The sequence below is a fragment of the Massilia sp. Mn16-1_5 genome, from assembly GCF_004798585.1.
In the GTDB taxonomy this organism is placed as follows: Bacteria; Pseudomonadota; Gammaproteobacteria; order Burkholderiales; family Burkholderiaceae_D; genus Telluria.
Genome location: NZ_PPXQ01000021.1, coordinates 1 through 12,543 on the forward strand (window position 1 = coordinate 1; position 12,543 = coordinate 12,543).

Sequence of the window (12,543 nt, forward strand, 5' to 3'; positions counted from 1 at the left end):
CTTTCGGCTGACGCCGAAAGACCGGCACAGGGCCTGCATGTCGATATTGGGCTCTGCCGCCAACATTGCGAACTCGAGTTTAGAAGACATCTGGGAACATTCTTTCCAAGGCATCGCACACTCCATTTGTTGGCTGTGCAATGATCATAAAAGTGTTACCTATGTCTCTAGACAGGTGTTACCTATGTCTCTGTGCTAAACAGTCCTGACTCCACGCGGTGATACGTACCGGCTCCGATTTCGTGCGCGCTGATCTTGTGGTCACCTATCCACGCGTGGAGTCAGGACTCCACCCTACATAACTACGTATCACCGCGTGGAGTCGGGACTCCACCCTACGTGTTACGCCACCGCGAGCCTTAGCCGATGTAGTTGAACAGCGACAGCCCCGACATCGTCTTGAACGACTTCTGCGCCGCTTCCAGGGTCTGCTGCTGGGTCGCGTACTGCGAGATCGCCTTGACCATGTCCAGGTCCTGCAGCTTCGACAGCGTGGCGTCGTACTGGATGCCGAGGTCGGCGCCGGAGTTGTCGAGGTAGTCGAGTTCCTTCATGCGCGAGCCGACCGAGGCGCGTACCGTCAGGATGTTGTCGAGCGAGGATTTCAGGCCTTCGTGGGCCGTGTTCAGCTTGTTCGACAGCGTGGCCAGGCTGGTCTTGTCTTCGCCGGCCTCGCGCAGGGCGCTCACCAGCGAGGTCAGGGTCGTGAAGATCGATTCCTTTTCGCTCGGCTTGACCTCGAACTTGTCGCCGTCGGCCGGCTCGCCGGTGATCGAGAACGAGGTGCCGTCGAAGGTGATCTGCTTGCCGGCCACATACGGTTCGTTGGTCGGCAAAGGACCGGCCGGGCTGCCGCTGCCGTCGATCACGGAATACGTGGTCACGGCCGGGTTGCCCGTCACCTTGAATTCCAGCGTGTAGTTGTGGCCGGTGAGCTTGGATGCGTCCGACACGGAACCGGTGACGGCAATGCCCGTGCCCTTGTTGTTGGCGCCGACCACGGTCTGGTAGCTGCCGTTGCCGGTGCGGTTGTTCTCGAAAATCGAGCTGCCCGAGTCGCTGATCGCGATCGAGCGCGAGGAGCCGACCTGGAGCTTGCGCTGGCCCTGGTCGCCCTGGTAAGTCGCGCCGGTGTCGGTCTGGATGAAGGGCACGGTGGTGCCGCGATAGCCCGAGAACAGGTAGCCGCCCGAACCGTCGGCGGTGTTGGCCACGCCAAGCAGGTCGTGCATGCGCCCTTCGATCTCGGTGGCGATCATCAGGCGGTCGGCCTTCGACAGCGTGCCGTTGCCGGCTTGCACCACGAGCGTTTGCACGTCCATCAGCAGGTCGCCGCTGTCGCTGAGTGCGCCTTCGACCAGCGCCAGCGAGCTGTTCGCGTTCGAGCGGTTGGTCGCGTACTGGTTGTTGAGCGACTTCGACTGCGTCACCTCCAGCGCGCGCGCCGAGGCGATCGGGTCGTCGGCCGCAGTCAGCATGCGCTTGTTGGTCGCCAGCTGGGTCTGGGTGCGCGCCATGCCCGACTGCAGCGTGTTGAGCTGGGTCGTCGCGTTCTCGTAGATGGTTCGGGTGCTGATGCGCATTTCTTATTCTCCCGCTGTGCTTAGCGTCCGATCGACAGCAGCGTGTCGAAGATGGTGTTGGCGATCTGCATGACCTTGCCGGCGGCCTGGTAGGCCTGCTGGTACTTCAGCAGGTTGGTCGCTTCCTCGTCCAGGTTCACGCCCGACACGTCCGAGGCCGCGCCCTGCACCTGCTTGAGCAGGGCCGCGCCGGCGCTGGCGTTCACCTGCACTTCGCGCGTCTTGTTGCCGACCGCGCTGACGGTCTGGGCAAAGGCCGACTGGTAAGTGGCGCTGTTGCCATTAAAAATGTTCTTGGTCTGCAGGGCGCCGAGCGCCTGGATGTTGCGGGTATCGGCAGTGCCGGCCGTGTTGGCGGCAATCGCAAAACTGTCGCCCTGCTGCGGCACGCCCGACATCGTCAGGTTCACGCCCGAAAAGCTGTAGCTGGCGCCGGCCTTGAACGGTGCGCTGCCGCCCGTGTGGGTGGTGGTGGTGCCGTTCAGGGTCATGGTGACCGTGGCGCCGGCCGGGAAACCGGTCAGCTGGCCGCCGCTCGCACTGTCATAGCTGAGCGTCACCGGCAGCGTCGGCGGCGCCGTGAAATAGCTGCTGCTCACGCTGCCTGCGCTGATCTGGCCCGTGCCCTTGTTGGCGATCGGGGCGCTGGTCGCGATCGGGGTGCCGGCGGCGATCTCGCTGACGTCGGACAGCGCCATCTGGAAACCGGAGGCGCCGTTCGCGGTCGGGCGCACCAGGTAGTTGTCACCCGACGCGGCCGTGCCGGAGAAGCTAAACGCGACGCCGTCGATGGTCTGGGTGGTACCGGCCGCGTTGTATGGATCGATCTTGGTGCGCGTGTTGTCGGACATGCGCGTGACAAAGAAGCTGCTGCCGTCGGATTCGACCTTGTAGTCGCTGTCGGTCAGCTTGGTCGGATCAAGGACCTGCGCGCCGACCTTGGCGGTGCTGGTCTTGGCGTTGTCGACGGCCGCGGTGACAAAGGCCGGGGCCTGCACGAAGAAATCCTTGCCCTGCAGGCCATTGCTGTCGATGCCCAGCTTGTGCTGGTCGTTGAAAGTCATCGCCATGCCGAGCGCGAGGCGGCCGATCTGGTTCTGCACGCGGTCCAGGGTATTCGTGCGGAACTCCAGCATGCCGCCCAGTTCGCCGCCTGTGAGGGCGTTTTCCGGCAACTGGGTAACCTTGTCGCCGGTGACGTAGCCCACCGTCAGGCGCGTCAGGTCGGTCGGCGTCTTCATCGTCGCCAGCTGGAAGGCCTGCTGGCCGACGACCAGGGGCTGGCCGTTGCCGATCGAGACGTTCAGCGCATTGTTGCTGCCGGCCGTGACGCTGGCCTTGACGTGCTTGTTCAGCTCCATGATGAGCTGGTCGCGCTGGTCGAGCAGGTCGTTCGGCTGGCGCTGCTCGGTCGAGCCGTAGGAGCCGATTTTCGAATTGATCTCGGCGATCTGCTTGGCGTAGGTATTGATCAGGTTGACGTTGGTCTCGATCTGGCTGTTCACGCCTTCGCCGATCTCTTCCAGGCGCGCGTCGATCTGCTGGAAGCTGCCCGCCAGCGTCTCCGCCGCCGACATCAGGGCCTGGCGCGACGGGATCGAGGCGCCGTTGCCGGTCACGTCCTGCACGGCCGAGAAGAAGTTCTGGATCGCCGGCGACAGGCCGGAAGTGGTGTCGGCCAGCAGGTTGTCGATCTGGCTGACCTGGGCGTAATAGGCGTCCAGCGAGGCCGTCGAGGCGGTGGCCGTGCGCACCTGGTTGTTCAGGAAATCGTCGCTGTAGCGCTTGATCTCGGCGACCTTGGTGCCGGTACCGGTGAAACCGACGCCGGTCTCCATCGCGGTCGAGTTGGCCTGCACCACGCCCTGGCGGCTGTAGCCTTCCACGTTGGCGTTGGTGATGTTATGGCCGGTCGTGGCCAGCGCGGTCTGCGCCGCGAACAAGCCACTTTTACCGATGCTGAGGAGATTTCCGGACATGTCGTTTCTCTATGGTCTATGTTCTTCTACGGCAGCGCGTGGCAAAACTTGAATATTGTCCAAACACGCTACTGCCATGTTTTTATGCCAATGAATGTTTGATAATCTTCGACAGCTTGGCGCCATACTGCGGGTCGGTCGCATAGCCGGCGCGCTGCAGGCCGTGGGCGAAGGCGGCGGGGTCGCCGGCGTGGTTCAGCACTTTCTCGTAGCGCGGGTTGTTCGCGATCATGCGCGCGTAGTCCTTGAACGAATCAGCCGGCGTGTCGTAGGAACGGAAGCGCTGGATCTTCTGGTGCGGCTGGCCATTCACGTACTCGACCGTCACGGCGGTGGCGACCTTGCCCTTCCAGTTCGGACCGGCCTTGATGCCGAACAGGTTGTTGGCATTCGACCCATCTGCATTGCGGATCATGCGCTTGCCCCAGCCCGTTTCCAGCGCGGCCTGGCCGAGCATGAATTTGGCCGGCACGCCGGTCGCCGCTTCGGCTTGCGCCGCATGCTCGCCGAGCTTTTCCTGGAAGGCGCGCACGTGCGGCGCCTGGGTGCGGCCGCTGGCGCTGATGCCGTTGGTCTGGACATCCGTGCCCTTCAATGGACCGGCATTCTTCTGCAGCAGCGGGATGTCGATCGCGCTGGCCGCACCGTTCGTGCCTGCTGCGCCATCGACACCGCCGATGGCGAGCGCCTTGGCATCGTTCTGGCTCGAGAGTTGGCGCACCAGCACGTCGGCCAGGCCCATGCCGCGCTTGGCCATGTTCTGGCTCAGCTGCTGGTCGAGCATGCCGGTAAACATCTTGGTCTGCTGGTTGTCCATCAGGCCGTCGGAGGGCGTGGCGTCGCGCATGCTCTTCATCATCTGGTTGATGAACAGCGCCTCGAACTGCTGGGCCGCGCCGCGGGTGGCTTCGGCGGAGCCGGTCTTGGCCGAACGCTTGAGGTCGCCGAGACCCTGGGTATCGAGCGCGAAGCTGCTGACGACCTTGTTCTGGTTGGGGAGCATGGCCGGTCCTTAGATGATTTCGAGTTCGGCGCGCAGCGAGCCGGCCGCCTTCAGGGCTTGCAGGATGGCGAGCAGGTCTTGCGGGGTGGCGCCGATCGAGTTCATGGCTTTTACCACTTCGGCCAGCGAGGCGCCGCCTTTCACCAGCAGCACCTTGCCCGGATCCTTCTTGATTTCCACGCTCGGCGTCTGGGTGACGACCGTCTGGCCGCGCGAACCCGGCGCCGGCTGGCTGACATTCGTGTCGGCGCCGATCGTCACCGACAGGTTGCCGTGCGAGATGGCGCAGGTGTCGAGGGTGACGGCCTGGTTCATCACCACGGAGCCGGTGCGGGCGTTCAGGATCACCTTGGCGGCCGCTGCCGCCGGCTTGACGTCGATGTTTTCCATCAGGCCGATGAAGCTCACGCGCGCGTCCGACGAGGCCGGGGTGCGCACGCGGATCACGCGGCCGTCCAGCGCGGTGGCGGTACCGACGCCGAACTGGTCGTTCAGGGCTTGCACGACGCGGCTGGCGGTGGCGAAGTCGGTCTGGTTCAGCTCCAGGCGGATCTGGTTGTTTTCACCGAGGTTCGAGGCGACCGCCTTTTCGACGGTGGCGCCGGCCGAAATTTTGCCGACCGACAGGTGATTCACCGTGGTCTGGGCGCCGCCGGCGGAGGCGCCGGCGCCGCCGACCAGCACGTTACCCTGGGCCATGGCGTAGACCTGGCCGTCGGCGCCGTGCAGCGGGGTCATCAGCAAGGTACCGCCGCGCAGGCTTTTCGCGTTACCGATCGAGGAGACCGTGATGTCGATGGTCTGGCCCGGCTGGGCAAAGGCCGGCAGCGAAGTCGTAACCATCACGGCGGCGACGTTCTTCAGTTGCAGCTGGCCGGTCGGCGGCAAATTGACGCCCTTCTGCTGCAGCATGGCGATGATCGACTGCACCGTGAATGGGGTCTGGCTGGTCTGGTCGCCGGTACCGTCGAGACCGACCACGAGGCCGTAACCCGACAACTGGTTCTGGCGCACGCCGGCGATGCTGGCCATGTCCTTCAGGCGCTCGGCGTGAGCGGCAGGCATGGTGGCAACGAGGGCGGCGCAGAGAGTCAGCAGCGGGAAAGCGAAACGCATGATCGGTCCTTGAACTTTAATTAAAACGGCAGCAGCGACTGGAAGAAACGCGACATCATCGAATTGACTTCGGCTTTGTCGATACGGCTGTTGGTGCGGTATTCGACGCGGGCGTCGGCCACGACCGTCGACGAGACGACGTTGCCGTTCTGGATCGTGTCGGGGCTGACCATGCCCGAGAAGCGGATGAACTCGATGCCCTTGTTCATCGCGACCTGCTTCTCGCCGGCGACGATCAGGTTGCCGTTCGAGAGCACCTCGGTGACGGTCACGCCGATCGTGCCGGTGAAGGCGTTGCTGGCGCTCTGGTTGTCGCCGTCGGCAAACTTGATGCCGCCTTCGGTGGCCACGTTGGCGCCCAGTTTCGATTGCAGCGGACCCGGCAAACCGAAGCTGGCGCTGCCCGACTTGTTGCCCGAGCTCGTTCCCGCCTTGTTGGCCGAGGTCTTTTCGACGATGTTGATCGTCAAGAGGTCGCCGATCTGGCGCGCGCGGCGGTCTTCGAACATCGGGCGGTATTTGGCCGCGTTGTAGATGGCGCCATCGGTGGGCGGCGCGACTTCGGCCAGGGCCGGACGCGCGCTGCGGGTTTCCTGCACGATGGTGCTGGGAGTAACCGCGCAACCGCCCACGATGGTGGACAAACCCGCCAGGACGAGCGTGAAAAGAAGCGTTTTCATAGCTGGGACAGTTTCTGCAGCATCTGGTCGGAGGTGGTGATCGCCTTGCTGTTGATCTCGTAGGCGCGCTGGGTCTGGATCATGTTGACCATTTCCTCGACCACGTTGACGTTCGAGGTTTCCACGAAACCCTGCATCAGGACGCCGGCGCCATTGGTGCCCGGGGTGTTCGCGTTCGGGTTGCCCGAGGCGGTCGTTTCCAGGTACAGGTTCTCGCCCTTCGATTCCAGGCCGGCCGGATTCACGAAGGTCATCAATTGCAGGTTGCCGATCTGGGTGGTGGCGGTGCTGCCGGCCGTTTTGACGGACACGGTGCCGTCGCGGCCGACCGTGATCGATTCGGCGTTCGCGGGCACCGTGATCGGCGGCTGCACAGGATAGCCGCTGGAGGTGACCAGGGTGCCGTTGGCATCGGTCTGGAAGGAGCCGTCGCGGGTATAGGCCTGGGTGCCGTCAGGCAGCAGCACCGGGAAGAAACCCGCGCCATTGACCATCACGTCCTTCGAGTTGCCGGTCTGCTGGGGATTACCCTGGGTGAAGATGCGTTCGGTCGAGACGGCGCGCACACCGGTACCGAGCTGCAGGCCGGATGGCAGGTTGGTTTGCTGCGAGGATTGGGCGCCGGGCTGGCGCACGGTCTGGTACAGCAGGTCCTCGAACACCGCACGCGAACGCTTGAAGCCGTTGGTGCTGACGTTGGCGAGGTTGTTGGTGATGACGTCGAGGTTGGTTTGCTGCGCTTCGAGGCCGGTCTTGGCGATAAACAGCGAACGAATCATGGGTTTCTCCTATTGGCGGCAACCGAAGGCCGCCATCTATAGGAGAATTATGCTGGAGAAACACTTAGTTCAAAGCAAGGATCTGACTGGCTTTCGCGGCGTTATTCTCGGCGTTCTTCATCAGGCTCATTTGCGTCTCGAAGGAACGCGCGAGGCCGATCATGGACACCATGGCATCGACGGCATTCACGTTACTGCCTTCCAGCGCGCCGCCGGCGACGCGCACAGCCGCGTCGGGCTGGGCATTCGCGCCGTCCTTCAGGCGGAACAGGCCGTCGTCGCCGCGCACCAGGTCCTTCTCGGGCGGGTTCACCAGCTTGATGCGGCCCAGGATCACGGGTGCGGCCGGACGCTCGGCGTTCGACACCGTGGAAATCGTGCCGTCGCCGCCAACCGTCACCGTGACATCCGGCGGAATCGTGATCGGACCGCCCTCGCCCGCGATGGTCTGGCCGGAAGTCGTGGTCAGCACGCCGTTCGGGCTCATCTGCAGGGCGCCGTTGCGGGTATAGGCTTCGCTGCCGTCCGCATTCTGCACGGCGATCCAGCCCGGGCCTTTGATCGCGACGTCGAGATCGCGGCCGGTCAGCTGCAGCGGGCCGGACGAAAAATCGGCGCCGACCGTGTTGTTGACGACGAAGGTACGCGTCGGCAAGCCTTCGCTTTGCACCGGCACGGCGCGGAAGGTGTCGAGCTGGGCACGGAAACCTGTGGTGTTCAGGTTGGCCATGTTGTTCGAGGTCGTGGCCTGCTGCTCGAGGATGTGCTTGGCGCCGGAGCCGGCGGTATAAATTAAGCGATCCATTTGTTATTCCCTTGTTCGTGCCGTTTTCATGCGTTTCGGTGTGCGGCATTTCCGTCCGCGGGCATGCCCGCCCTACGTTACGCCACGGCCCCATGAACCTGCAACGGACGGTGGCGCACCGTAGGGCGGGCATGCCCGCGTTCACCGCATGCCGCCCGACGGCGTCACGTTATCGATTAGCGCAGGCTCACCAGCGTCTGCAACACCGAATCCTGCGTCTTGATGGTCTGCGCATTCGCCTGGTACACGCGCTGCGCCGTGATCATGTTGACCAGTTCCGCCGTCAGGTCGACGTTCGAGGTTTCGACGGCCGAGGACTGCATCACGCCGAAGCTGCCGGTGTTCGGGGTGCCGACCAATGGCGTGCCCGAGTTGGCGGATTCGGCCCAGGCATTGTTGCCGAGCGGCTCGAGGCCGTTGGCGTTGGCGAAGTTCGCCAGCACGACCTGGCCCAGCGGCTTGCTCTGGCCGTTGCTGTACTGGCCGAGGATGATGCCCTCCTTGCCGATCGAGAAGCGCTGCAGGTGGCCGGCCGTGTAGCCGTCCTGCACCAGCTTCTTGTCGCTGGTCGCGGTACCGTATTGCGTGGTGCCGGTGAAGGCGATTTCCATCGTCTGGGTCGGCTCGGAACCGGTCGACGGGTAGATCGGCAGGTCGAGGCTGAACTTGCCGGCGTTGAGCGTGGTCGCCGCGTTCAGGGCGCCGTTTTCGTCGAAGCGCAGGGTGCCGACCGGGACCGCGGGCACCTTGACCGAGGCCATGATCGCCTTGTCGACCAGGTCCGGCGTGTTGCCCGCCACCTTGGCCGCATCGGTACCGGCGGCGGTGATCGCTGCCTGGGTAGCGGCATCGGCGCCGGCGCCGCCAGCCGCAGCCGAGACGGAGGCCGATGCCGCGGCGGCGTAGTTGGCCAGTGCGGTGGCGATCGTCGCTGCGACCGGCGGGATGGCCTTGGTAGCCGCATCCCAGGCGGCGCGTGCGGCAACGGTCGCCGCATCGGTCTGCGAACTTTGCGCCACTTTCAGGTTCGTTACTTCGACGCCGTCGTTGGCAGCGTACACGTCCCAGGTGCCGGAGCCGTTCTTCACATAGAAGGTCGACAGCACGTGCGGGTTGCCCAGGGTGTCGTAGACGTCGACCGGCGACTGCTTGTTGTAGCTGTTCGGGTCGGTGGCGTCGAACGGGGTCACGCTCGGGGCGGCCACGCGCGAATCGAGGTTCATCTCGATGCCGACCTTGCTGGTCGAGACCGGCTTCAGGTCGGTGGTGCTGATCTGCAGGGGAATCGGGGCGCCGGCCAGGATTTCGCCGCTCGGGCCGGTGCCGTAACCGGTCAGCTTGGCGCCCTGCGCGTTGGTCATGAAGCCGTCCTTGTCGAGCGAGAACTGGCCGTTGCGGGTGTACTGCACCATGCCCGAGGACACGGTACGGAAGAAGCCCTGGCCGTTGATGGCGACGTCGAGCGAGTTGTTCGAGGATTCGATATTGCCTTGCGTGAACTGCTGGGCGATCTGCGAGACCTTGGTGCCGATACCGGCCGTCACGCCGCCGGCGCCGTTCAGCGAGCTGGCGTAGACGTCGGCGAACTGCGCCTGGGCGCCCTTGAAGCCGACCGTGCTGGCATTGGCGATGTTGTTACCGATGACGTCCAGGGATTTGGCTGCGCCGTTCAAGCCGCTCAGGCCTTGTTGGAAAGACATGTGATTCTCCGAAAAAGATGTGTTGCGGCTTGCTTACAGAACTTGGTGGATGTCGGACAGCCCGATGGAACCGGCTCCGGCGAGGTTCAGCTTGACGCCGTCCTTCGTATTCGTGCTGACGCTGGCGACCGTGTCGATGGTCAGGGCCTTCACGTCGGTCAGCGGCTGGCCGCCGCGGGTGGCGACGACGCGGAAGCTGTACTTGCCGTCCGCCAGGGTGGCGGCATCGATCGCGTCGCTGCTGCCGTCCCAGGCCAGCGGCATGGCGCCCGCCTCGGCCGAACCGAGGTCGATGGTGGCCACATCCTTGCCGGTGCGCGGGTCGGTGACGACCACCTGCACGTTGTCGGCATCGGTGGCAAGGTCGACGCCGAACACCGACTTGCCGCCGGAGAGCGTCAAGGTATTGCCTTCGACCAGCACGCCGTGGCCGATCAGGCTGGTCGCCTGCATCGCCTCGCTCGACTGGTAGCTCGACTTCAGGGTTTCCAGGGTCTCGTTGAGCTTGTTCACGCCGGTCACGGTCTGCAGCTGGGCCAGCTGGCTCGTCACCTGGGCGTTGTCCAGCGGGTTCAGCGGATCCTGGTTCTTCAGCTGCGTGACGAGCAGGGTCATGAACTTGTCGGTGTCGGCTTGCACGCTGTCGGTGGCGGTGGCCGGCTTGGCGTTCATGGTCGCCATCAGGTCGGTGATGGAGGTGGAGCCGCCGGCGGCGGAATTGACGGTGGTCATTTATTGGTCTCGCTTGATTATTGACCGAGGGTCAGGGTTTTCAGCAGCATGCTTTTCGCCGCGTTCATCGTTTCGACGTTGTTCTGGTAGGAACGCGAGGCCGACAGCATGTTCACCATCTCGTCCACCGGGTTCACGTTCGGCATCGTCACATAGCCCTTCTCGTCGGCCATCGGGTGCTTGGGGTCGTAGACCTGTTTCATCGGCGAGGGATCGTTGACGACTTCCTTCACCTTGACGCCGGTGCCGCCGGTGGTCATCGGGACCGCTTCGAAGACGACCTGCTTGGCGCGGTAGGCTTCGCCCGTGCTCGAGGTGGCGCTGTCGACGTTGGCGAGGTTGCTGGCGACCGTGTTCAGGCGCTGGGCCTGGGCACTCATGGCCGAGCCGGAGACGTTGAAGATATTGAAGAGAGACATGATTGACCTTATTGACCGTTCTGGATCGCCGCCATCAGGCCGCGGATCTGGTGGTTGATCATCGTGATGCCGGCTTCGTAGCGCAGCGCATTGTCGGCGAACTGGTTGCGCTCGACGTCCATGTCGACCGTGTTGCCGTCGACCGCCCCCTGCACCACGCCGCGGTACAGCACCGGGGTGCCGTCGGGCAGCGCCTTGCCGTCCGCGGCGGGCTGGATGTGGTTCTTGTTGGTGGCCGCCAGCGGATTCGCGGCGGCCGGGTTGGCTTTTGCCATCGCGCCCTGCATAGCGCTGGCGAAGTCGATGTCGCGCGCCTTGAAGTTCGGGGTATCGGCGTTGGCGATGTTGGACGCGATCAGTTCCTGGCGCTGGGCTCGCAGGGAGAGCGCGGTTTCGTTGAAGCGTAAGTAGTTGTCGAGTTTGCCGATCATGCCGCCTCCGGGCAGATTTCTTGTTGGGACAGCGTGAATCATACGTTTGGGCAACAAAAGCCAATCGATGGATTAGTACCGGCAATACCCCCCTATTCAAAGTTTCGCTGTGGCATCAACCCGCCTAAGATGGCAGCCATTACGAAAGGGCCAGGCTCTCATGTTCAAGAAATTCAGGCTATTCGCTGTCTTGCTGCTGGCTGCGCCGCTGGCGTTTGCCCAAAGCGGCGCGCGCCAGGACGGCGCCGCCCTGCGCAAGTTGGCCGAAAACTATTTGCAGACGCAAAGCGCCGGCCTGCCAGGCAAGGTCACCGTCAAGATGGGTGCGGTCGATCCGCGCCTGTCGCTGGCGGCCTGTCCGGCGCCGGAAGCCTTCCAGCAGCCGGGCGCCCGCCCCTGGGGCAAGACCACGGTCGGCGTGCGCTGCACGGCGCCCGCCTGGACCGTGTTCCTGCAGGCGCAGGTGAGCGTGCTGGCCGATTACGTTACCGCTGCCGTGCCGCTGGCCCAGGGCCAGGCCATCGACGCCGGCCAGCTGACCACCATGCAGGGCGACATCGCGGCCATGCCGAACGGGATCATCACCGACATGGCGCAGGCGATCGGACGCACGCCGACCGTGTCGCTGCCGGCCGGCACGCCGCTGCGGCTGGACGCGTTGAAGAGCAAACCGGTAGTGCAGCAGAACCAGGCGGTGCGCATCGTGTCGCGCGGCGAGAATTTTTCGGTGTCGGGCGAAGGCAAGGCGATCGGCAACGCGGGCGAGGGACAAGTGGTGCAGGTGCGCACCCCGCGCGGGGCGATCATCAGCGGCACGGCAAGGATGGGCGGTATTGTCGAGGTGGCATTGTAAGGAGCTGATTAGCGCAGAAAAATTACTGCCAAGAAAGTAATAAAAAAACTTCCCGGAATAGCGATCGGCGCTAAAGTTTGTGGGCGAACAGCCGTTACAGACTGCAGATCCCGGAGTTCCTGCTCCGCACCGAGAAGGATAATGCTGTGAAAATTAACGATACCCTCAAGGGCACGCCAGCCCAACAGCTTCAGAACACGACGGCGGCGAACGCCAAGCAGGCCGAAAAGGCCGCGGCGACCGCGGCGCCGACCCAGACGCAGACCGACAGCGTGCGCCTGTCTTCGCAGGCGCAAGGCGCCAGCGGCGCCTCGAGCGCGAACCAGGTCTTCGACGCCAAGAAAGTTGAACGTATTAAGATGGCAATTGCCGATGGGCAGTTCCAGGTCAACTCCGAAAGGATCGCGGACGGCTTGCTCGATACCGTGCGCGACCTGCTCCACTCACGCAACCGATAACGATC

The 12,543-nt window shown here is 64.0% G+C and carries 13 protein-coding genes; 2 read left to right on the plus strand and 11 right to left on the minus strand.

All coding sequences use genetic code 11. The features are described 5' to 3' along the window. Positions 1–359: 359 nt before the first annotated feature. The 11 genes from flgL to flgB form a co-directional block, all read right to left on the minus strand. Positions 360–1,583: a flagellar hook-associated protein FlgL gene (gene flgL / locus C2862_RS21340; RefSeq protein ID WP_136222401.1), complete on the minus strand. Its 1,224-nt coding sequence runs from the start codon at positions 1,581–1,583 to the stop codon at positions 360–362. A 20-nt stretch (positions 1,584–1,603) separates the two neighbouring features. Further along, positions 1,604–3,562 carry a flagellar hook-associated protein FlgK gene (gene flgK / locus C2862_RS21345; protein WP_136222403.1) on the minus strand — a complete coding sequence of 653 codons (1,959 nt, stop codon included), beginning with the start codon at positions 3,560–3,562 and terminating at the stop codon, positions 1,604–1,606. Positions 3,563–3,644: 82 nt separating this feature from the next. Next, a complete protein-coding gene (gene flgJ / locus C2862_RS21350) occupies positions 3,645–4,565 on the minus strand; it encodes a flagellar assembly peptidoglycan hydrolase FlgJ (protein ID WP_136222405.1) in 921 nt (306 codons plus the stop codon). 9 nt (positions 4,566–4,574) lie between these two features. After that, entirely contained in the window at positions 4,575–5,681 is a 1,107-nt protein-coding gene (locus C2862_RS21355; RefSeq protein WP_136222406.1) for a flagellar basal body P-ring protein FlgI, read from the minus strand. 20 nt (positions 5,682–5,701) lie between these two features. Further along, complete coding sequence (locus C2862_RS21360) at positions 5,702–6,361, minus strand: flagellar basal body L-ring protein FlgH (RefSeq protein ID WP_136222408.1); 660 nt, start codon at positions 6,359–6,361, stop codon at positions 5,702–5,704. Next, positions 6,358–7,140 carry a flagellar basal-body rod protein FlgG gene (flgG, locus tag C2862_RS21365; protein ID WP_136222410.1) on the minus strand — a complete coding sequence of 261 codons (783 nt, stop codon included), beginning with the start codon at positions 7,138–7,140 and terminating at the stop codon, positions 6,358–6,360. The genes C2862_RS21360 and flgG overlap by 4 nt, the downstream gene beginning before the upstream one ends. Positions 7,141–7,204: 64 nt before the next feature. Then, the gene (gene flgF, locus C2862_RS21370) at positions 7,205–7,945 is read right to left on the minus strand and encodes a flagellar basal-body rod protein FlgF (RefSeq protein ID WP_136222412.1); all 741 of its coding nucleotides are present in this window, start codon (positions 7,943–7,945) and stop codon (positions 7,205–7,207) included. Positions 7,946–8,121: 176 nt separating this feature from the next. Beyond that, on the minus strand, positions 8,122–9,645 hold the full coding sequence (locus tag C2862_RS21375; RefSeq protein WP_136222414.1) for a flagellar hook protein FlgE: 1,524 nt from the start codon (positions 9,643–9,645) through the stop codon (positions 8,122–8,124). A gap of 33 nt (positions 9,646–9,678) precedes the next feature. Continuing rightward, the gene (locus tag C2862_RS21380; RefSeq protein WP_136222416.1) at positions 9,679–10,377 is read right to left on the minus strand and encodes a flagellar hook assembly protein FlgD; all 699 of its coding nucleotides are present in this window, start codon (positions 10,375–10,377) and stop codon (positions 9,679–9,681) included. A 17-nt stretch (positions 10,378–10,394) separates the two neighbouring features. After that, positions 10,395–10,796, minus strand: a complete 402-nt coding sequence (flgC, locus tag C2862_RS21385) for a flagellar basal body rod protein FlgC (protein WP_136222418.1) — start codon at positions 10,794–10,796, stop codon at positions 10,395–10,397. An 8-nt stretch (positions 10,797–10,804) separates the two neighbouring features. Then, complete coding sequence (gene flgB, locus C2862_RS21390; RefSeq protein ID WP_136222420.1) at positions 10,805–11,227, minus strand: flagellar basal body rod protein FlgB; 423 nt, start codon at positions 11,225–11,227, stop codon at positions 10,805–10,807. Between the two features lie 160 nt (positions 11,228–11,387). Here flgB and flgA point away from each other — a divergent pair, with 160 nt between their 5' ends. Next, positions 11,388–12,080 (plus strand): flagellar basal body P-ring formation chaperone FlgA, encoded by a 693-nt coding sequence (gene flgA / locus C2862_RS21395; protein WP_136222422.1) that lies wholly within the window; start codon positions 11,388–11,390, stop codon positions 12,078–12,080. Between the two features lie 146 nt (positions 12,081–12,226). Then, positions 12,227–12,538 carry a flagellar biosynthesis anti-sigma factor FlgM gene (gene flgM / locus C2862_RS21400; protein WP_136222424.1) on the plus strand — a complete coding sequence of 104 codons (312 nt, stop codon included), beginning with the start codon at positions 12,227–12,229 and terminating at the stop codon, positions 12,536–12,538. Positions 12,539–12,543: the final 5 nt, after the last annotated feature.